The organism is Spirosoma knui (assembly GCF_054780635.1).
The window spans coordinates 17,381-37,315 of the sequence record NZ_BAAGVY010000009.1 but is presented as its reverse complement, the minus strand read 5'-3'; the positions used below and the strand labels follow the sequence as shown (position 1 = coordinate 37,315).

17 protein-coding genes are annotated in these 19,935 nt (G+C 51.7%); 9 read left to right on the top strand and 8 right to left on the bottom strand.

Annotated elements, in window-relative coordinates:
- Window positions 1-5 precede the first annotated feature (5 nt).
- Window positions 6-665, top strand: a complete 660-nt coding sequence (locus ACYVIY_RS18245) for a response regulator transcription factor (RefSeq protein WP_460977825.1) — start codon at window positions 6-8, stop codon at window positions 663-665.
- 96 nt (window positions 666-761) lie between these two features.
- On the opposite strand, the gene ACYVIY_RS18240 is transcribed toward ACYVIY_RS18245, so the two are convergent.
- The gene (locus ACYVIY_RS18240; protein WP_460977824.1) at window positions 762-1,550 is read right to left on the bottom strand and encodes an SDR family oxidoreductase; all 789 of its coding nucleotides are present in this window, start codon (window positions 1,548-1,550) and stop codon (window positions 762-764) included.
- Window positions 1,551-1,609: 59 nt separating this feature from the next.
- Between ACYVIY_RS18240 and ACYVIY_RS18235 the strand changes: the two genes are divergently transcribed.
- The 6 genes from ACYVIY_RS18235 (at window position 1,610) to ACYVIY_RS18210 (ending at window position 8,570) form a co-directional block, all read left to right on the top strand.
- Complete coding sequence (locus tag ACYVIY_RS18235; protein WP_460977823.1) at window positions 1,610-2,425, top strand: DUF547 domain-containing protein; 816 nt, start codon at window positions 1,610-1,612, stop codon at window positions 2,423-2,425.
- Window positions 2,426-2,536: 111 nt separating this feature from the next.
- The gene (locus ACYVIY_RS18230) at window positions 2,537-3,970 is read left to right on the top strand and encodes a DASH family cryptochrome (RefSeq protein ID WP_460977822.1); all 1,434 of its coding nucleotides are present in this window, start codon (window positions 2,537-2,539) and stop codon (window positions 3,968-3,970) included.
- 93 nt (window positions 3,971-4,063) lie between these two features.
- Complete coding sequence (locus tag ACYVIY_RS18225) at window positions 4,064-4,645, top strand: LemA family protein (RefSeq protein ID WP_460977821.1); 582 nt, start codon at window positions 4,064-4,066, stop codon at window positions 4,643-4,645.
- Between the two features lie 101 nt (window positions 4,646-4,746).
- Entirely contained in the window at window positions 4,747-5,178 is a 432-nt protein-coding gene (locus ACYVIY_RS18220) for a TPM domain-containing protein (RefSeq protein ID WP_460977820.1), read from the top strand.
- Window positions 5,171-6,004 (top strand): TPM domain-containing protein, encoded by an 834-nt coding sequence (locus tag ACYVIY_RS18215; protein ID WP_460977819.1) that lies wholly within the window; start codon window positions 5,171-5,173, stop codon window positions 6,002-6,004. Before ACYVIY_RS18220 ends, ACYVIY_RS18215 begins: the two co-directional genes overlap by 8 nt.
- A gap of 202 nt (window positions 6,005-6,206) precedes the next feature.
- Complete coding sequence (locus tag ACYVIY_RS18210; RefSeq protein WP_460977818.1) at window positions 6,207-8,570, top strand: carbohydrate binding family 9 domain-containing protein; 2,364 nt, start codon at window positions 6,207-6,209, stop codon at window positions 8,568-8,570.
- A gap of 23 nt (window positions 8,571-8,593) precedes the next feature.
- On the opposite strand, the gene lpcA is transcribed toward ACYVIY_RS18210, so the two are convergent.
- Window positions 8,594-9,166 (bottom strand): D-sedoheptulose 7-phosphate isomerase, encoded by a 573-nt coding sequence (gene lpcA, locus ACYVIY_RS18205; RefSeq protein ID WP_460977817.1) that lies wholly within the window; start codon window positions 9,164-9,166, stop codon window positions 8,594-8,596.
- Between the two features lie 88 nt (window positions 9,167-9,254).
- A complete protein-coding gene (locus tag ACYVIY_RS18200; RefSeq protein ID WP_460977816.1) occupies window positions 9,255-11,036 on the bottom strand; it encodes a hypothetical protein in 1,782 nt (593 codons plus the stop codon).
- Window positions 11,037-11,170: 134 nt separating this feature from the next.
- On the opposite strand from ACYVIY_RS18200, the gene upp reads away from it, so the two are divergent.
- Window positions 11,171-11,818 carry a uracil phosphoribosyltransferase gene (upp, locus tag ACYVIY_RS18195; protein ID WP_460977815.1) on the top strand — a complete coding sequence of 216 codons (648 nt, stop codon included), beginning with the start codon at window positions 11,171-11,173 and terminating at the stop codon, window positions 11,816-11,818.
- A 71-nt stretch (window positions 11,819-11,889) separates the two neighbouring features.
- Here the strand turns inward: upp and ACYVIY_RS18190 are convergent, their stop codons facing one another.
- The 4 genes from ACYVIY_RS18190 to cysM form a co-directional block, all read right to left on the bottom strand.
- Window positions 11,890-12,531 (bottom strand): LolA family protein, encoded by a 642-nt coding sequence (locus ACYVIY_RS18190; protein WP_460977814.1) that lies wholly within the window; start codon window positions 12,529-12,531, stop codon window positions 11,890-11,892.
- A 120-nt stretch (window positions 12,532-12,651) separates the two neighbouring features.
- The gene (locus ACYVIY_RS18185; protein ID WP_460977813.1) at window positions 12,652-15,237 is read right to left on the bottom strand and encodes an FtsK/SpoIIIE family DNA translocase; all 2,586 of its coding nucleotides are present in this window, start codon (window positions 15,235-15,237) and stop codon (window positions 12,652-12,654) included.
- Between the two features lie 88 nt (window positions 15,238-15,325).
- Window positions 15,326-16,432 carry a quinone-dependent dihydroorotate dehydrogenase gene (locus tag ACYVIY_RS18180; protein ID WP_460977812.1) on the bottom strand — a complete coding sequence of 369 codons (1,107 nt, stop codon included), beginning with the start codon at window positions 16,430-16,432 and terminating at the stop codon, window positions 15,326-15,328.
- A gap of 94 nt (window positions 16,433-16,526) precedes the next feature.
- Window positions 16,527-17,399 carry a cysteine synthase CysM gene (gene cysM / locus ACYVIY_RS18175; protein ID WP_460977811.1) on the bottom strand — a complete coding sequence of 291 codons (873 nt, stop codon included), beginning with the start codon at window positions 17,397-17,399 and terminating at the stop codon, window positions 16,527-16,529.
- 275 nt (window positions 17,400-17,674) lie between these two features.
- On the opposite strand from cysM, the gene ACYVIY_RS18170 reads away from it, so the two are divergent.
- Window positions 17,675-18,127, top strand: coding sequence for a LytR/AlgR family response regulator transcription factor (locus ACYVIY_RS18170; protein WP_460977810.1), 453 nt, complete (start codon window positions 17,675-17,677; stop codon window positions 18,125-18,127).
- 70 nt (window positions 18,128-18,197) lie between these two features.
- Here ACYVIY_RS18170 and ACYVIY_RS18165 read toward each other — a convergent pair whose 3' ends face one another.
- On the bottom strand, window positions 18,198-19,901 hold the full coding sequence (locus tag ACYVIY_RS18165; protein WP_460977809.1) for an AMP-binding protein: 1,704 nt from the start codon (window positions 19,899-19,901) through the stop codon (window positions 18,198-18,200).
- Between the last annotated feature and the right edge of the window lie 34 nt (window positions 19,902-19,935).

Here is a 19,935-nt window from a genome sequence, read left to right as displayed (position 1 = left end):
CCTCTATGCGAAAAATTAAACTGGCCCTCTGCGACGATCACACCTTGTTTCGCGTGGGGATGGCAACGATACTCGGTCAAATTCACGATTTCGAATTAATCCTGGAAGCCGGCAACGGACAGGAACTTATCGATAAAATTCCCCGTCGGATGCCCGACGTTGTGCTGCTTGATCTGCAGATGCCGGTGATGGACGGGACCGCCACCGCCGATTTTTTGCGGGAGAATTATCCGCTCATTAAAATAGTCGTGCTCACCATGCACGACGAAGATCGGATGGTGCTGCACCTGCTGGAAAAGGGAGTCAGTGGTTACCTCCTGAAGGATGCAGAAGCGGGCGAAGTAGAGAAAGCCATTCGCAAGGTGATGGACGAAGGCGTGTACCTCAACGAATTCGTTTCGAAAGCCATGCTTCGGAAAATGACCAACAAAACCACCGTTGCGAAACCGGTCAATGCGTTTTACAATAGCAAAATCCTCTTGTCGGAACGCGAAAAAGAGGTGCTTACGCTCATCTGCGAAGGGCTTTCGACCAACGAGATCAGCGAGAAAATCTTCCTGAGCCCCCGAACGGTTGAAGGCCACCGGCTGCGTATTCTGGAAAAAACCGGAACAAAAAATACGGCCGGTATGGTAGCCTACGCGTTTAAGAATAGCCTTGTTTAGCCTCGTAGTTATACAGTTAGCGGGTTACAGAATTGTATAGTTCATGAAGCAACAGCCAACTGTACAACGCTCTAACCCGCTAACTGTATAACTCCTTTAAAGGCTTCCCGTTTTGCCGCCGTCGACGGGAACGTTGATGCCATTGATGGCCGCGGCTGCGGGAGAACATAAGAAAGCAACGGCCGCGGCCACTTCCTCGGCCGTTACAAACCGACCCATCGGAATTTCCTGTTTCATCTGGTCCGCTACTTCGTCTTCCGATTTGCCTGATGATTTTGACCGCATGCTCAACACGGCCTCAAGTCGGGCAGTTTGCGTGTAACCGGGTAATACGTTGTTGACCGTGATTCCAAACCGAGCTATTTCCAGAGATAAGGTTTTCGCCCATTGGGCAACTGCCCCGCGAATGGTGTTTGATACGCCCAGGCCAACAATGGGCTGTTTCACCGACGTGGATATGATGTTGACAATACGCCCATAACCGGCCTGTTTCATGGCAGGAACTACTGCTTGTACCAACACCTGATTAATGAGCAGGTGATTATGGAACGTTTGCACGAACTCTTCAGGCTTTGCCTCCAGCAGCGGTCCACCCGCTGGCCCGCCCGTATTGTTAATCAGGATGTGGATTTCGGGAAACTGAGTCAGGTGCTCATTGACTGCCGTTAGTACGGCACCCGGCTGGCTGAAATCCGCAACGAGGTAGTGGTGTTTCTGACCTTTGGCGGTGTCCAGGCTAGCCAGTGTTGTTTGCAGGGCTTCCTCATTTCGGGCAAGGAGAACCACGTTTGCCCCCAATTGTGCTAACTCCTGTGCCGTAGCCCGGCCGATGCCTTGTGTACTGCCGCCAACAAGGGCTGTTTTTCCAGAGAAGTCAAGATTCATGCTCTGTTTTTACGTTTAGTCAGTTCTTGTCAAACCGTAAACCTGTTCAGACGTTACGTATGTTTGCCCTAAACAAACAAAAAATAATGGGCTATGCCATGCGAAAAGAAGGACTCAGTAAGCTGATCGGACTAGTGATTCTTGCTTTGTGTGCGTTTACAGAGCCCCGATCGGAGCCAGAAAGACCGCTTGCCACAGACCGCACGGACAATCGTATCCTCGATCGTTTGCTAAAGAAATACGTCAACGAGAAGGGCTTGGTCAATTACAAGGGGTTGAAGGGTGAGGAGAACGTACTGAAACAGTACCTCGATCTCCTGAGTCGTAATTCGCCGACCGCTACGTGGTCCAGACCCGATCAGATTGCGTACTGGATCAACGCCTACGATGCCTATACGCTTCAGCTGATTTTGAACCACTATCCGGTAGCCAGTGTCAACGATATTGGGTCCAGGATCAAAATTCCGCGCGTCACTACGCCGGGGGCCAGTAAGTTTTTCAGTATTGGCGGGAAGCCGATGAGTCTTGACCATATTGAGCGCAACGTGCTTAAGGAGTTTAATGAGCCCAGAATTCACTTTGCTCTGGTGAACGCATCCCGGTCGAGCCCCCGCCTGCGAAACGAAGCCTATACGGGTAACAAACTCATCGCCCAACTCGACGAGCAGGGACGGGATTTTCTGAACGATCCGACCAAGAACGCGATTACGCTTCAACGAGCCAGTTTATCGAAGTATTTCGACTGGTACAAAGGCGATTGGACCCGAAACGGAAAAACCGTTTCGGAGTGGGTAAATCAATACGCCAACATCAAACTTCGCAGCAGTACGGCCATCTCGTTTCTAAAATACAACTGGGCGCTTAACGAGCAGTAACATCCGAAAGCCGTTAAGTAGCCGACCTTTCGTTGCGAACAATGCGGCTGAAATCAGGTTCAGATTATAACGTATAAACTGCGGTTCATAGACTACCTCTGCTTGATTCTTATGCCTAAACGAATTGTATACTGGTTCCGGAATGATCTGCGATTGCACGACAACGAAGCCCTTGCTCGTGCGCTTGAGGCTGCGGATGAAGTGTTGCCCGTATATGTGTTCGACCCCCACTGGTTTGATGAAATGCCGCAGCTTGGCTTTCGAAAGACGGGTATTTTCCGAACCAGTTTTCTTCTCGAAGCCGTTGCTGACCTGCGTCAGTCGTTACGTAACAAAGGCGCTGATTTGATTATTCGAACGGGCGATGCCGCTACGATACTGGCTCAACTGGCAGAGGATATGGAAGCGGAGGCCATTTATGCCAGCAAAGAAGTCACTCAGGAAGAAACCGACGTGGAATCGGATTTGAGCAAACGCCTGAAGCCGATTAACGTTGACCTGGAGTTGTTCTGGGGCGCTACGCTGTATCATGTTCGGGATCTGCCGTTCGAAATTTCACGATTGCCCAATGTGTTCACTCAATTCCGGAGCCTGCTCGAAAAACACGCGCAGGTGCGTGAACCTATTGCCCTACCCGAACAGCTTCGTTTCGTAACCACGTCTGTAGAGCCGGGCTATATGCCTACGCTGGCTTCGTTCAACTTTGCGCCGGAGCTAACCGCCGACGTTCGCGCAGCGGTGCCTTTTAAAGGAGGAGAAACGGTAGCTCTCGCCCGACTGAAGCGCTACATCTGGGAAAAAGACCTTGTGCAAACGTATAAGGAAACACGTAACGGGATGCTGGGCGAAGACTACTCGTCCAAGTTTTCGGCCTGGCTAGCCATTGGCTGTTTGTCGCCCCGGCTCATTTATCAGGAAATTAAACGGTACGAAGAAGAACGGGTTAAGAACGAATCGACGTACTGGCTGATCTTCGAACTGATCTGGCGTGACTTTTTCCGGTTCATAGCGTTACGGTACGGCACCCGAATTTTTAAGCCGAGCGGCATCAAGCATGATTTGAACCGAAAGTGGCGTCGTGAGCCGGAGGCATTTGCCACGTGGGCCAATGGTAAAACTGGCATTCCGTTTATCGACGCCAACATGCGGGAGATGAACGCAACGGGGTTTATGTCGAATCGAGGCCGACAGAATGTGGCCAGTTTTTTGGTAAAAGATCTGGGAATCGACTGGACCTGGGGGGCGGCTTACTTCGAGAGTTTACTGGTCGATTACGACCCGTGCAGTAACTGGGGAAATTGGAATTACGTAGCGGGCGTCGGCAACGATCCGCGCGAGAATCGGTATTTCAACATCTACAGCCAGGCTTCCCGGTACGATGAAGCAGGCCAATACGTAAAACACTGGCTGCCGGAGTTGGCCCATGTGCCCGCCGATCGCGTCCATTTGGTGTATAACTTATCCGCCCAGGAACAAAGTCAATTTGGCGTTAGTTTGGGCCAGGATTACCCATTACCGGTCATCAATCCAGACAAATGGACATAGGCCGAAAAACACCGTTGACGTAGTTTTGCGTTGACAAGTAAGAAGTTTTAGTCAAATTTGAATCAATAACTAACCTAATCAGGTAACACAACCATGTCAAGAACCACTATTATCGTCGTTGCTATTCTCCTTATTTTAGGTGTATACGGCTGTAGTTCATACAACGGGCTAGTTCAAAAGGATACCTCTGTTGAAAACGCCTGGGCTAACGTTCAAACCCAATACCAGCGTCGCGCTGACCTGATCCCGAACCTCGTTCGGACGGTACAAGGGGCTGCTAATTTTGAGAAAAGTACCTTACAGGCCGTTATAGAAGCCCGGTCGAAGGCAACAGGTATAAATCTGAATGCCGACCAGTTGACCCCGGAAAATATTCAGAAGTTTCAGGCGGCACAGGATCAGTTGAGCGGCTCATTGTCCCGGTTGCTGGCGGTTGCCGAAAGCTATCCGCAGTTGAAGGCGACTCAGAACTTCTCAGAGCTACAGGCACAGCTGGAAGGGACCGAAAACCGGATTACGGTAGCGCGTAACGACTTCAACGGTGTGGCTACAAGTTATAACCAATCGGTACGCTCGTTCCCAAACAATATCTTTGCCGGTATCTTCGGCTTCCAGCGTCGCGGGCTCTTCGAAGCCTCGCAGGCGGCTCAGAGTGCACCAACGGTTCAGTTTTAACTGTTATTACGTTGTCCTTACAGTGTTTTACCCCTTCCGGCTTCCCTACGAGGGGAGGCTGGGAGGGGTAAAAACATCGGAAGGTAACAATAACTCAAGCCATGAACAGCCCCTTCACCCCCGCCGATCAGCAACGTATCGTTAAAGCCATTCAGGAAGCCGAAAAGGCAACGTCTGGCGAAATCCGGGTGCACGTAGAGCCCCATTGCGTAGATCAGGACCCTGTGCAACGGGCCATTGACGTATTCGCGCGGCTGGGTATGCATCAGACTAAAGCGAAAAACGGCGTCTTGTTTTATCTGGCTCATGCTGATCGGAAGTTCGCCGTAGTGGGCGACAAGGGGATTGACGAAAAAGTGCCCAAAGATTTTTGGGAAAGCACAAAAGACCTGCTTCGGCGCCATTTCGCGGCCGGGGAGTACGCCGAGGGGTTAAGTCGGGGTATCGAACGGGCCGGGCAGCAATTGAAACAGTATTTTCCTTACGCCAGCGACGACGCCAACGAACTCTCTGACGAAATTTCGTTTGACTGATACATCCGTGAACGTACCCACCCTTTATCATATCGCCCGAACGTTACGTGTAGGGCTGTTGGTGTTATTACTTACTGCGCCACTACGTTTGCTGGCGCAGGTAAGCAGCGCCGATTCCGTTATTCCGAACCGGCCAAATCCGCCCCGGCTCGTAAACGATTTTGTGGGTATACTGGGCAGCAACGAACGGGCACAACTCGAACAAAAGCTGCGGGCTTATAACGATACGACCTCGACCCAGATCACGATTGTTATTGTCCGGACAACGGAGCCGTATCCCATCGGTGACTTTGCGTTTCAGGTTGGCCGGAAATGGGGCGTTGGCCAAAAAGGTAAGAATAACGGTCTGGTGCTGGCCTGGGCTACCCAAACCCGAAAAATATTCATCGCGACCGGATACGGACTGGAAGGAGCCATTCCTGACGCCATTGCCAAGCGAATTATCAGCAACACAATTGCGCCCGCCTTTAAGCAGGAGCGCTATTACGAAGGGCTAGATGCCGCGACTACCGAGATTATCCAGCGTGCTCGTGGCGAATACAAGGACGATTCGAGCGAGGATGGGTCAGGCGGTGCGGGGATAGGGCTCCTTGTCATCATCTTTATTGTTTTTATCATCGTCTTCGCCATTTCACGGCGCAACGGCGGGGGAGGGAACAACCGCAACCGGGGTGGTGGCTTTTTCCCACCAGTATTCTTCCCGACATCTACTTATTCCGGCTGGGGAGGCTCCGGTGGGGGCGGCTGGAGTGGTGGTGGGGGGAGTGATTTTGGCGGCTTCGGGGGCGGAAGCTTCGGTGGTGGTGGGGCCGGTGGTGATTACTAGATTGCCCGTTCGCGCTTCTTCATAACCTGCCAGTGCAGCCTGTACGGTACGTTAGGGCGATGAAGCATTACGAGCCTGGCGCTGTCGATGAACGATCTTTGCCGAACAAATTTGCTTTCTGTCAGAGGAAGTAACCGTTCGGCCAAAAATAAACGGCTAACCAAGTTTGTCCGTTTATTTTTGCCGTCTCGATTCATTCGGTATGCAGTTTAATTTATCCCACCTTATTCTTCTGTTTCTTTTTCCGGTTGCGGTAACCGCGCAGACAACAACGGTTATTCCGAATACCGCCGAGTCCGACGTTGTGCAGCCCGATACGCTGCGCGAAGAGCTGGTTCCGTTGGCTGGTAATGGAGGAGAAGCCGTTATTTTCGCTCCGGCCAAAAAGCAGCGAACGATCCGGGCCGTTGAAATCAACGAGAAGCTGAAGATTGACGGGCGGTTGGACGAAGCCGGCTGGCAACGTACAGCCCCAATTCGCCAATTCATTCAGGTTGACCCAAAACAGGGCGCTCCAGCTACGTTTGACACTGACGTTCGGGTGCTTTATAACCGGCAGTTTCTGTACATCGCGGCTTTCAACCGGGACTCCGCAGGCCGCCGGGCGTTACGAACACCAAATTTCAAACGCGATTTTTCACCACAGGCAAATGATCTGTTTGGGGTGGCCGTGGACGGATTTCACGATAAACGTAACGCCATGGCGTTTCTGACAAATCCGTACGCTACGCAGCGCGATCTGCTTTCTTTCGATGATTTGCTGTACGACACGGATTGGGATGGACTGTGGAAAGTGCGCACGACCCGAACGGACTCGGGCTGGGTTGCCGAAATGCAGATTCCCTGGCAAACGTTACGTTACCCCCGAACCACCGATTCCGTTCAAACGTGGGGCATCAACTTTTTTCGGAACCGCCGATCGAGCAATGAGCTGTCGGCCTGGTCCCCGTTTCCGAGGGCTTTTCCTTCCGCATTACGTATGGAGTATGCGGGTCTGATCATGGGTATTAAGCCTCCTCCGCCCCGAGCCAATATCCGTGTACAGCCGTACGTACTTATCGCCGATGATCGGTATAACGGCACGGAGGTAGGGACTAGCAGCGACGCCAAACTTAAAATTGGTGGGGATTTGAAATGGGCGATCAACCCGAACACGGTGCTGGATCTGACGCTGAATACGGATTTCGCGCAGGCCGACGTAGACCGGCAGGTGAACAACCTGAAGCGGTTCTCGGTGCTGTTTCCCGAACGACGGGGATTCTTTCTGGAAAATGCCAGTCTGTTCGGGGCCGGATTAGCGGGTAACGATTTTGGCGAAGGTGGTAGCATGGTTATTCAGCCGTTTTTTAGCCGGACAATCGGGCTGGCGCAACTACCCGATGGCACGAGTTCTCCGGTTCCCATCGACGCAGGTGCCCGGATCGTGTACCGGTCCGTTGCGCGCAATTACGGCGGCATGTTTATCCGTCAGCGCGGCATTCCGGGTAGTCCAACTACGGATTTTGCCGTGGGGCGTTACGTAGAGAATGTAGGCAAACAGAACCGCATTGGTGGCATTGTGACGTTTAAGAATGTGCACGCGACAGACAGTACCGCCGGGCGTCAGAACGCTACGGTAGCTGTAGACGGTTTTTTTCGCATTAGCCAATCATTATCCTATAACGCGATGGTAATTGGCTCGTTTACCAACGACGCCAATGAGTCGGGGGCGCAGTCGAACGCGAATGGCCAGGGCCTGGCAGGATATAGTCAGTTCTTTTATCGGTCCAATCAGTTCGTTGGCTGGCTGACGCAGACGTTAGTAACCCGGGACTTCAACCCTGAGATGGGGTTTGTGTCACGCTCCGACGTATTCTCTCATTCGTTTGGCGGATTCCTCGTCAACCGGCCGAAGTGGATCCCCAAATGGGTCCGTAATTTTGAGCCAGGCGCGTTTATTGAACTCTACCACAAAGCATCGACGGGGTATTTGCAGGAAGCGCAGTGGAACCTGAATCCTGTCTGGTTTACGTTTCAGAACGCGGGCAACTTTGGTCTGTTCGTTAATCCGGTGTTTCAGCGGCTGGACGACGGCGATTACCGCCCGCTTGATCTAGCAATCCGGTCTGGTAAGTTTCGTTACGTTCGCTACGCGGCCATACTGGGCACCGACCCTTCCAAACGCGTATCATTTAATACGTTCCTGGAAACCGGCCGGTACTACGATGGGCAATTGCATTACGGTCGGGCGTCCATGATTCTGGCCCCCATCCCGCATACCTCGTTTACGCTAAGTAGCGAACTGAACCGGTTTCAGAACGTAGGTAGCTATACGGGAACCGTTGCGCTCTACAGCGTCGAGGGTCGACTGGCTATGAACCCTCGTGTACAACTCATCGGCTTTTTCCAGCGGAATACCTACACCGACAAAAACGTCTGGAACATGCGGTTATCCTGGGAGTTTCAGCCCCTGTCGTTTCTGTACATCGTGTATAATCACGGCAGTTACGCTGGTTCGTTACGGATCACCGACCGCCAGCAGGAGCAGCACATCATCGGTAAGGTATCGTACCTGAAGCAATTCTAAACCGCACGGGCGGCCCGTGCGGTTTAGATAACCTGTTTTTCGATGAGCAGGATGAAGAGGTGAATCACTTTGATGTGAATTTCCTGAATACGGTCAGCGTAGCCGAAGTGGGGTACCCGTATTTCAACGTCGGCCTGATTGGCGAGTTTGCCTCCATCTTTACCCGTGAGCAGAACGACTTTCATTCCCTTTTGGCGGGCGGCTTCTACGGCCCGGATTACGTTTGCTGAGTTACCGCTCGTGCTCAGGCCGAGCAATACATCGCCTTCGTTACCTAAGCCTTCGACGAAGCGCGAAAACACGTGTTCGTACCCGTAGTCATTACTGACGCAGGAAAGGTGGCTAACGTCAGAAATAGCAATGGCTGCCAGCGACCGACGTTCGTCGCGGTAACGGCCAGACAGCTCCTCGGCGAAGTGCATGGCATCGCAGTGGGAGCCGCCATTGCCGCAGGAAATGATCTTACGCCCAGCTTTCAGCGCATCGGCCATGAGTTCAGCGGCCTGCGCAATTGCGTTGAGGTGATTCGGATTGTTGAGAAATGTATCCAGAACGGACTGGGCTTCAGTCAGTTCCTGACGGATGAGGTCGAGCATTTAATACGTTCAGCAGGTTTAATTCTGCAAAGTTTTACCATTTCGCTTAAACTAGATAACGTTAGCCGTAAATAACTCCGTTATCCGTTTAGAATACCCAATTTCGGTAGGGTAGGTTCCAGCGGAGGGCAAAGCTGGCTACCTGATTGGTGTAACTGTTGGGTCGGTACTGGCTGTCCTGGAATCGGTACATGTACCGGGCATCCAGAAATATGTTGTGACGGATCATGTAAGACGCTCGGAGATCAGCGTAGGTAACGACCGTTTTACGGCCCTGACCAATGAAATTGCCTTCGTCGCGGAACTTCGTGTTATAATCTTTCAGAATATTACCGCCGTAGTTGATGTCCTCGGCTGGGTCAGCGCCGTACATCATGATTCCGAAAATGCCGTTTGCCGACAGCTTGTTTCGCTGATACCGAACAATACCTAATCCTTCGAGGAAGTTAGCCCCGAGCGGATGAGCCAGTGGCTGACTGTAATGGGCGTAGTTAGTTTGGCCTGAGCTTACCGTTCGCGAAGCTTCGTGCGAGTACGTATACGGCCTAGCCAGGTTCATTTCGACCTGCAAATCCAGGTTGGGAACATCAAAGGCGTCGATGTATTTGCCACCGACCTGCACCGCAAACTTGTTTGTCCAGTCGCCTTTGCCGCCTACGAGCTGCTGAAGCCGGAACTCATCGAGCATAAACTGGCTGTAAACCAGAAAATGCGACAGGAAATTGGCCTTGAAGTCAATGCCGATCATAGCATTGTCAGCGCTGCCCAGGCCGGACTCAACGTAACGGTACAGGATAATCGGGTTCAGATAGCTGAGGTCGAGCCGATCGCGGCTGAATACTTCCGCTTCGAACAAACCGACGTTGATGTGGTCGTTTACGTTGATGCTGATGTGGTGCATGGCCGCAAACTTGGGTGGAATAAGCTTGTCGCCATTCGGTAACGGAGCCTGCGTGTTCTGCAGCGACGTAAACAGATTCGTGTACTGAATACGACGGCCTAAACGAGTGGAGAGCTTCAGGAACAGATAGGGCGCACTGTTATCGGACAATAGCAGCGAACGGAAGCCGTTACCGAAAAAGTTGCGATCGTGGCCAAACTGTACGTTGATAATTTTTAACGTATTGAACGTAATGTATCCCCGCGCCGACAAAAAGTCGACGCCGTTTGTCCGAAACGGTTTGATAAACCCTTCGCCCGGCGCGGCTGGTTCAATACCTGCGTTGCGGCTGTAAATCTGACCGTATTGCTGGATGTAGGTCGGATAAATCGCCTGGTTATCCGAAAAGAATGAATAGAAGCCCAGCTTATTGGCGATGGTGCCCCGAATTTCAATACCTCTGGTGTTCACAAATAGCTGCTCGAACCCGTGGGTTGGGGACTCAGTACGTTGCGATACGTTTTCCACACCGAAGCCGAGGTTCAGCACCGGATTGACGTGCAAGTCGAAATCCGCCGTTTGTAAGCTATAAAAGTCGGCTTTCTTGTGGTAAAAATGCTTTAGAAATGGCTTGGGGCTATCGCCGGGTGCTCCGGACGACGTTACCCGGCGCAGCAACGGATCTACCCGCAGCGAATCCTGCGGCTTCACCCATTCCCAGCTATCGTCCCGGAGGTAATCGTAGTTGAAATAATCCGTATCCGAGAGTTCGCGCTGAGGATTAGCGGCCAGGCTATCGGTTAGCTGAATAATGCTCTGGCGATTGTAGGGCTTGACGGAGCTGTGAAAACCGTCTGCCCAGCGATTCTGGCGGATTTCGAACCGATCGATAATGTGGTAATAATCGGCGTTAAGCGGCACAAATGGGCTTTGTGCCCGAGCGGATATCGAAAAAAAAAGAAGGCAAAAAAGATAAACGTTGGTACGCATGTAAGTCTGCGGGTGTTGGCCCTAAGGTGCTCCATAAGGCGACCGGGTGGTCGTATGAGTCGGTTAAATTAGACAATTGGTTTGGATATACGCCAACCGTGCGGGTAATTTACAGCCGAAGACCGTTTCAACTCATGTTCGTTTTTACGCAGCAACCCTCGTTGGCCAACCAATTTATCGCCGAACTTCGTGATGTTTCTCTCCAGAAAGACCCGTTGCGGTTCCGCCGGAATCTGGAGCGAATCGGTGAAATCATGGCGTATGAAATCTCCAAGACGTTGCCATATCATAACGTATCGGTCTCGACGCCGTTAGGTACGTCCAACACGCAAGTTCTTCGTCAACAGCCCGTTTTAGCCACAATTATGCGCGCGGGCCTGCCTTTTCATCAAGGATTTATTAACTATTTCGACCGGGCCGAAAACGCATTTGCCGGCGCATACCGGGGGTACGTACCGGGTGAAGGCGACGAGTTTACCGTCGAAATGGACTACGTGGTTAGTCCGGACCTGAGTGGCAAAACGCTGATCTTATGCGATCCGATGTTAGCCACGGGCCGTTCGCTCGAAAAAGTGTATCATGCGCTGTTACGTTACGGAATTCCGGCCCAAACGCATATTGCAGCGGCCATTGCCAGCCCCGAGGGAGTTAAGCACGTTCAGCAGCGATTACCACAGTGCCACCTTTGGTTAGGCGCTATCGATGACTATCTGAACGATCACTACTATATTGTGCCCGGCCTCGGCGACGCAGGCGATCTGGCTTTCGGCGGAAAAGTATAAATAAACAGGGCTGTGCATGAGTGAGAAAAAAGTTTTTATCCCGTTCATGCACAGCCCTGAGCGATTAACATTTACCGAAGGTCTACGACCTCAACGCCGGGATATTTCGATTTGTCGAAGACGAAATACGTATCAGGTACCGTAACGTTGGGCGTAAACTTGGTAATGGTATACGACGTCCGTTTCCCATCTTTATTCACAATCTGCCAGTTTCGAACCGATTTATCGGCTTTGTCAACCGAGATCTGAACGGTCGCGATCGGGCTTTTCGGCCGGTTCGGGGTTAACTCAATCACTTCGAGCGTGCGACCTCCCTGCTTCTGTTCTTTCAGGAACCGGTAATCAAATCCGCGCTTGTAAATGGTGTAGATCTGGGTTGGATTCAGCTCGCCGTTGGCGTTGGCATCGTAGTCCTGAACGTTCACCTCATTCGATTCTTTGATGTAGGTCGACATCGTTTTACCGTCCGTAAATACTTCCTGACCGCCTAACAACAACCGAAATTTATTGTCTTTTACCGTCAAATCACCTTTGTACGAATCTTTAGCTCCTCCGCCTACGCTGGCGTAGGTGAAGCTGGCCTGATAGGATTTTAAGGCTTTATATTTCTTGCTCATCGCATCCAGAATAGTCTGGGCGCGTTTATCTTTCTGGGCCACGGCAGGTACGGTCATGATCATTGCCAGGCTCAGCATCCACGCTAATTTTCTCATTATTTTATGGGTTACTCGTAAACTAAAGCTGTCTGATTCGCTTATTCGTCAAGCGATTTGTCTAGTAGTTAGACTGAAATGTGAAGACAAAAGTTTAACTGGATGAAAGTCCGGGTTGGATTACTCACCTTTTAATCGTTTGAGCATCTCCTCCAGCACCTGTAGATCCGAAACCAGTACGTCGCGGGCTTTGCTGCCCTCGAACGCACCGACGATTTTGGCCGCTTCCAACTGGTCGATGAGCCGCCCGGCGCGGTTATAACCGAGTTTCAACTTACGCTGAATTAGCGATGTGCTGCCTTGCTGATGAATCACGATCAGGCGGGCCGCTTCGTCGAACATCGGGTCACGGTTGTCGAGGTCTACATCCTTATCTTCACCCTGGCCACCATCATCGCCAACAAATTCGGGCAGGGCATACGCGTCGTCGTATCCCCGCTGATTGCCGACAAACTCACAAAGCTCTTCAATTTCGTTGGTATCAACAAAAGGACACTGTAGGCGGATAATGTCGGAATTTGAAGACAGTAGCATGTCGCCCATGCCAACAAGCTGTTCGGCCCCGCCCGCATCCAGAATGGTCCGGGAGTCAATTTTCGAGGTTACCTTGAACGACAACCGTGCCGGGAAGTTAGCTTTGATCAGACCCGTAATTACGTTCACCGAAGGCCGTTGCGTAGCCACAACCAGATGAATACCAATGGCCCGCGCTAACTGAGCCAGCCGGGCAATGGGCTGCTCGACCTCTTTACCGGCCGTCATCATCAAGTCGGCCAACTCGTCAATGATCAAGACGATATAAGGCAGGAACCGGTGCCCTTTTTCGGGATTGAGCCGACGTTTTACAAACTTCGCGTTGTATTCCTTGATGTTTCGGCAACCAGCGTCCTTGAGCAGGTTATACCGGTTATCCATTTCGATACAAAGCGAATTGAGCGTATTCACGACCTTCTTCGTATCGGTAATGATCGGTTCTTCGGAGTCGGGTAGCTTGGCCAGGAAATGCCGCTCCAGCTTATTGAAGAGAGTCAGTTCCACCTTTTTCGGGTCGACCAGCACCAGCTTCAATTGGGACGGGTGTTTCTTGTAGATCAGCGAAGTCAGCAGTACGTTCAAGCCTACGGATTTACCCTGTCCGGTAGCTCCGGCCATGAGCAGGTGGGGCATCTTCGCCAGATCAGCTACGTAGATCTCATTGGAAATCGTCTTGCCCAGCACAATCGGCAAATCGAATTTGCTGTTCGAGAAAACGTCACTCGTAATCACCGAGCGCATCGACACCATCTCGCGGTTCTTGTTGGGTACTTCGATACCGATGGTACCCATGCCGGGCATCGGCGCGATAATCCGGATGCCAAGAGCGGCCAGACTCAGCGCAATGTCATCTTCAAGGCTTTTAATCTTGGAAATACGGACCCCCTTGGCCGGAACAATCTCATACAACGTAACGGTTGGGCCAATCGACGCCTGAATAGAGTCGATCTCGATACCGAAATTACGTAACGTGTTCTCGATCTTTTCTTTATTGGCCGTCAGTTCATCGTCCGATACCTGTGCCTTGCGGGTGTTTGGGTAATCCGTCAGCAGCTCGTTTGTGGGGTACAGATACTGGGGTAAGTCGAGCGTAGGGTCGTACAACCCATGAATAGCCACCAGATCGTCGTCTTCAAACGGGTCGGGCTCAAACGTAGGCGCGGGCGTAGCGCTAAGCTCTTCATCAGCCGAAGGGTCGGACAGCGGTTCGCGGTTCTTGATCGTTAACGTAACGCCGGTTGTCTGGGCAATGATCTCTGGAAACGGCTTTTCTACCGGATCAGTAGGTAGATTCGCGATATCCGTCGTCTCCTCGTCTTCTAATTCAGCGGCCGGGGTAGGCGTAATAAATTGATTGCGGGGAACGGCTGGTTCCATTTCGGGTGACTCGGCCGTCTCCTCGGCTTCATCTGTTTCTTCGTATGTCTGCAGAGCATCGCCAGTGCGAACTTCATAACGGGGCCGGGTGGCGGTTGAGAAACTCGGCATGCGCAGGCTCCTGACGTCAAAGAAATAGACGATAAAAAAGAACAGCAGGAAAGCGATAAAGGCCAGATTCCCCCAGCCAAATAGACTATACATCGCCACATTAAGCTCATAACCAATGCCTCCGCACCAGACACTGGCGGTTTCGGCGGAGTTGGTAACGAGCACAATGTAGCCCAGCATGAGACTGGTCCAGACGGCGGTAAACAGCAACGCCGTGGTTGTTCGGCTCAGTGGCAGCAGTTCGTGCCCAAACGTTAGCTTGAAACCAGCCAGAAACACAATGATTGGTAAAGCCAGGGCACCTACACCAAACCAGCGGAAAACAAATACGTGCGCTACATACGCACCAACCAGACCTACCCAGTTGCGGGTTTCAGTCCCCGACTCGGCCAGCGGTTCCGAAAAGGCTGAATCTACTACGCTCTGATCGGCTGCTCCATTGATCAGGTACGAGGCAAAGGCGACGAGCAATCCAATCGCTAGCCCCATGAGCAACACACCTAAAGTAAGCGTTGAGCGCTGATCGGTAAGCCATCGATCGAGCGCAGCTCCCCAGTTGAACGAAGGAGTTCGTGGCCGACCGCCGGTTGCGCTGTTCCGATTCGGCCGGGGCTGTCGCGGTTCGTTACGTTCGGTAGGGCGTCGGAGTGTATTCTGGCGGGGTGATGTGGTTGGTTGAGCCATGCGTTGAGATGAAGCTGTAGCGGCAGGGGTAAATTTCCCATTTTTTAACGAAAAACCGCGAACAAACGCATGGAATTACTGAACAACCTTAACCAACCGCCCTAAAGCCAAAATCTGTTGGCGAATTTGTGGGGAGCGCCCTGGTCGCTATATCGCGTAACAGCGCCTGATTGATACGTTTGGCCAGAACTGGACCTTCGTAAATAAAGCTCGTGTAGACCTGAACCAGACTGGCACCGGCTTGAATCTTTTCGAGGGCGTCTTCGGCCGAAAAGATACCGCCCACGCCAATAATCGGAAACGCACCACCCGACTGCTGGTGTAAATACCGAATCACTTCGGTGGCTCGTTCCCGCAGCGGACGGCCACTAACGCCCCCGGCACCCATCTGCTCAACAGCGGCCGAATCCGTGACGAGGTTAGCCCGGCTAATGGTTGTGTTGGTGGCAATGACACCGGCAATGCCTGTTTCACCCACAATGGCGATGATGTCGTCTAACTGACCATTCGTCAGGTCAGGTGCAATTTTTAGTAAAATTGGTTTGGGCGTTACCTGACGGTGGTTCTCGGTTTGCAGGGCGGTTAAAAGGCGGGTGAGTGGCTCCCGCTCCTGAAGATCCCGCAAACCCGGCGTATTGGGAGAACTCACATTAACCACAAAATAGTCGACGGCATCGAACAACTCCCGAAAGCTGATCAGATAGTCATCGAGCGCGTTTTCGTTGGGCGTGTCTTTGTTCTTACCGATGTTACCGCCGATGATAACCGTTCGCTGGCCTTTGTTTTTCGCAAAATCACGCAGGCGACCCGCGGCTGGACCAACGCCTTTGTTATTGAACCCCATACGATTAATGAGACCGCCATCCGCTTTCAGACGAAACAGGCGTGGGCGCGGGTTTCCCGGCTGCGGGCGAGGGGTAACGGTACCAATCTCAACGAAGCCGAACCCCAGGTCGCTCAACTCACTAACCAGTTCGGCATTTTTGTCGAACCCAGCCGCCATGCCAATCGGATTCGGAAAAGTCAGACCGAAAACAGTACGTTCTAAACGGCGATCTTCTACAAGGTAGAGTTTTCTACAAATGGCCGAGATACCCGGAATGGCGAACGCCAGCTTGAGCAGCGATGTCACAAAATGGTGAATCGTTTCGGCGTCAAAACGGAATAATAGCGGTAGAATAATACGCTTATACATGCCACAAAGGTACCCAAAACACGGCTATGTTCGGGGTGAATCTGTAAAAGGTAGCAGACGTACCGTCGTAGCCAGGGTTTGTTCGGAAAGCTAGTTAACCGAATAATTCCGACGATAAATACCGGTCGCCCCGATCGCAGATGATGCAGACGATCACGCCCGATTCGAGTTCCTGGGCAAGCTGCACGGCTGCATGAACCGCTCCGCCACTGCTCATACCCGCAAAAACGCCTTCTCTGTTTGCGAGTTTGCGCGTCATCAGTACAGCATCCTGTTCGGAAACTTCCATGACACGATCTACGCGTTCAGGCTCGAAAATCTTGGGAAGATATTCGATCGGCCACTTCCGAATACCGGGAATGGAGGAGCCATCCGTTGGCTGGCAACCCACAATCTGCACGTTCGGATTCTGCTCTTTCAAATACCGCGACGTACCCATGATGGTACCTGTAGTGCCCATCGACGAGACAAAGTGCGTAACCTGCCCGTTGGTGTCACGCCAGATTTCGGGACCTGTTGTGCGGTAGTGCGCTCCGTAATTATCGGGGTTCGCAAACTGATTTAACATCAGATACCCGCCTTTCTGCACCTGAGCGTCGGCATAATCGCGGGCGCTTTCGATGGTTTCGGTCAGGATGACTTTGGCCCCGAACGCTTCCATGGTTAGCACTCGTTCGCGCGTTGCATTTTCGGGCATGACCAACTCGATTGGGATGTCGTACAGCCGGGCGATCATGGCGAGCGCAATGCCGGTGTTACCGCTGGTGGCTTCGATGAGTGTAGTACCGGGTTTGATTTCGCCCCGTTCCAAAGCGCCCTGAATCATGCTGGCAGCAGCGCGGTCTTTTACACTGCCACCGGGGTTGTTGCCTTCAAGTTTGCCGTAAAGCGTTACGTTGGGATTGGGATTAAGTTGGTTTAATTCAACTAAAGGAGTGTTGCCGACTAAATCGAGCAGGGTTGCCATGCTGGTAAAAGAGTACTAGTCCGTTTAGCGTCAAAGGCTAAAGCGCTTCAATAAGTTCGTTAAGCAATATTTATGTACAAGTCGAAGGCCTCAAAACGCTAGCTTTAGGGCATTTGAGTGGCTAATTGAAATTAGTCATTAAAAAAAATAACGTTATCTAACGGCTTGATTCTGAATTTTGTGTAAACTTGCTACTGTTGACCTATGAAGATAGATGAATAATCTTATTCTTGTAGAGCACAGATTATCTATTCACACCTCAAAATGTCCAGTTTATGAAGGCTCTATTATTGGCCAAGCCCTTAACGAATGCCCGCGTGGAGCAAATTGCCGACCAATTTGCTATGCCTGACCTCACACTTCCTTTTTGGGGATACCGTAAGAAGATGCCCATGCATCGTATTGTACGGCTGGAAGGCGAAGGAAACTACACTGTATTCCATTTCGACGACGGCAGCCAGCTTATGGTTTCGCTCACGCTGAAAAAGATGGAAAGCCGCCTTTCCGCCAAAGTGTTCGTGCGGCCTCACAAGAAAAACATTATAAACCTGCTTTACCTGAAGGGTATTCATCCCGACCAGCAGCAATTGACTGTCAGCCTGTTGAACGGCGACCGGGTCGAGGTATCCCGCCGGAAGGCAAGCCGGTTTATCAAACAGGTGAAGGGATTTCAGCAGGAGTTGTCAACGATCGACGAAGTGCCTTCAATGGAGCAACTCGTTGCCTGACTTAACTAATCCTGTCGCTAAAGCCGAAGCCCCGAACTAGAGATAGTTCGGGGCTTCGGTTCGTTAAGGCTTATTTTTTCAGTTTTGCCATTTCTTCGTCTCGCAGCGGTCGGCGGAGAATTTTACCTACGTTCGACTTAGGCAGCTCGTTCCGGAATTCGATAATGCGGGGGACTTTGTAGGGAGTCAGGTTTTCCCGGCAGTACGCTTTGATCGAGTCTTCGGTTAAGCCCTGGTCTTTTTTGACGACGAATATCTTCACCACTTCCGTCGATTTTTCGTCGGGAACGCCAATGCAGGCTACTTCCATTACGCCGGGGCACTGGGCTACTACGTCTTCGATCTCGTTTGGGTACACGTTGAAGCCCGACACCAGAATCATGTCTTTTTTCCGGTCAACGATCTTGAAGAAGCCATCTTCGTTCATTACGCCCACGTCGCCCGTTTTGAACCAGTCGCCGATCATGGATTTGGCGGTTTCGTCGGGGCGGTTGTAGTAACCTAGGAAGACCTGAGGGCCGCGCGCCACGATTTCGCCGGGGTCGCCAACTTCGGCATCGGTACCATCATCATGAATGATTTTCATTTCGGTGCTTGGCCAGGGGATACCAATGGAACCCACTCGCACCGTTCCGTCGACGGGGTTAGAGCAAAGAACCGGGGAGGTTTCCGTAAGCCCGTACCCTTCGCAGGGGGTATTACCGGTTAATTTTGCCCAGCGTTCAGCAACCGCTGTTTGCAACGCCATGCCACCGGCCGACGTTACTTTCAGATGACTAAAATCGACTTCGCCAATACGTGCGTGGTTAAGCAAGCCGTTGTACAGCGTATTGACTCCAGTGAAGGCCGTAATCTTATACTTTTTTAGATCGTCGATAAACGCATTCAGATCACGGGGGTTCGTAATCAGCAGGTTCATTGAACCGCTTCTCAGGGCGGCCAGCGCGTTGGTCGTCAGGGCGTAAACGTGGTATAAAGGTAAAGCGGCTACAATTGTTCCTTCGCCGTCGGGAATACCGCCCGGCTTCATCCAGTAATGCTGGCACTCTACGTTGGAGATGATATTGCGGTGCGTCAGCATTGCGCCTTTCGATACACCGGTTGTCCCACCCGTGTACTGAATAAAGGCCATGTCTGTATTTTTAATAGCGACGGGCCGGAAGGGTTGCCGACTACCCCGGCTTAAGGCATCGTTAAAGGAGATAGCACCCGGTAGGTTGTAGGCAGGCACCAGCTTCTTCACGTATTTGACGACTGCATTGACAATCTGCTTCTTGGGGAAACCCAGCAAATCGCCCAGTTGCGTAACCACTACGTGCTTAATATCCGTCTTATCCAGAATCTTTTCCAGGTTACTGGCGAAATTGGACAGGATAACGATAGCCGTTGCGCCTGAATCTTTGAACTGATGCTGCATTTCGCGGGGAGTATACAGCGGATTTGTATTGACAACCACCAGCCCGGCCCGTAAAGCTCCAAACATAGCTACAGGATATTGCAACGTATTTGGCATCTGAATAGCCAGCCGATCGCCTTTTTTTAAGCCTAAGTCGTTTTGTAGGAAGGAGGCAAACTGCTGCGACAGCTTATCGATTTCGGCAAAGGTCAGTTGCTTACCCATGCACGCGTAAGCAGGTCGGTCAGCAAACTTCTGAAAACCCTCCTCCATCATTGCAGCGAGTGACGGATAAGCATCGGCGTTTATTTCATACGGCACTTCTTTCGGGTAAAAGCGTCGCCATGGATATGAAGTGGTGGTTGATTGCGTCTCCATGTAAGATTGTAGGTTTTTAAGCAAAAATAAAACG

What these genes read in the sequence shown, in the direction of transcription:
- ACYVIY_RS18185 (WP_460977813.1), bottom strand. Translation starts at nt 15,237, where the DNA reads ATGGCTCAACCAACCACATCACCCCGCCAGAATACACTCCGACGCCCT.
- ACYVIY_RS18200 (WP_460977816.1), bottom strand. Translation starts at nt 11,036, where the DNA reads ATGCGTACCAACGTTTATCTTTTTTGCCTTCTTTTTTTTTCGATATCC.
- cysM (WP_460977811.1), bottom strand. Translation starts at nt 17,399, where the DNA reads ATGGCAACCCTGCTCGATTTAGTCGGCAACACTCCTTTAGTTGAATTA.
- ACYVIY_RS18180 (WP_460977812.1), bottom strand. Translation starts at nt 16,432, where the DNA reads ATGTATAAGCGTATTATTCTACCGCTATTATTCCGTTTTGACGCCGAA.
- ACYVIY_RS18165 (WP_460977809.1), bottom strand. Translation starts at nt 19,901, where the DNA reads ATGGAGACGCAATCAACCACCACTTCATATCCATGGCGACGCTTTTAC.
- lpcA (WP_460977817.1), bottom strand. Translation starts at nt 9,166, where the DNA reads ATGCTCGACCTCATCCGTCAGGAACTGACTGAAGCCCAGTCCGTTCTG.
- ACYVIY_RS18170 (WP_460977810.1), top strand. Translation starts at nt 17,675, where the DNA reads ATGAAGGCTCTATTATTGGCCAAGCCCTTAACGAATGCCCGCGTGGAG.
- ACYVIY_RS18230 (WP_460977822.1), top strand. Translation starts at nt 2,537, where the DNA reads ATGCCTAAACGAATTGTATACTGGTTCCGGAATGATCTGCGATTGCAC.
- ACYVIY_RS18220 (WP_460977820.1), top strand. Translation starts at nt 4,747, where the DNA reads ATGAACAGCCCCTTCACCCCCGCCGATCAGCAACGTATCGTTAAAGCC.
- ACYVIY_RS18190 (WP_460977814.1), bottom strand. Translation starts at nt 12,531, where the DNA reads ATGAGAAAATTAGCGTGGATGCTGAGCCTGGCAATGATCATGACCGTA.
- ACYVIY_RS18240 (WP_460977824.1), bottom strand. Translation starts at nt 1,550, where the DNA reads ATGAATCTTGACTTCTCTGGAAAAACAGCCCTTGTTGGCGGCAGTACA.
- ACYVIY_RS18245 (WP_460977825.1), top strand. Translation starts at nt 6, where the DNA reads ATGCGAAAAATTAAACTGGCCCTCTGCGACGATCACACCTTGTTTCGC.
- ACYVIY_RS18210 (WP_460977818.1), top strand. Translation starts at nt 6,207, where the DNA reads ATGCAGTTTAATTTATCCCACCTTATTCTTCTGTTTCTTTTTCCGGTT.
- ACYVIY_RS18225 (WP_460977821.1), top strand. Translation starts at nt 4,064, where the DNA reads ATGTCAAGAACCACTATTATCGTCGTTGCTATTCTCCTTATTTTAGGT.
- ACYVIY_RS18235 (WP_460977823.1), top strand. Translation starts at nt 1,610, where the DNA reads ATGTTTGCCCTAAACAAACAAAAAATAATGGGCTATGCCATGCGAAAA.
- upp (WP_460977815.1), top strand. Translation starts at nt 11,171, where the DNA reads ATGTTCGTTTTTACGCAGCAACCCTCGTTGGCCAACCAATTTATCGCC.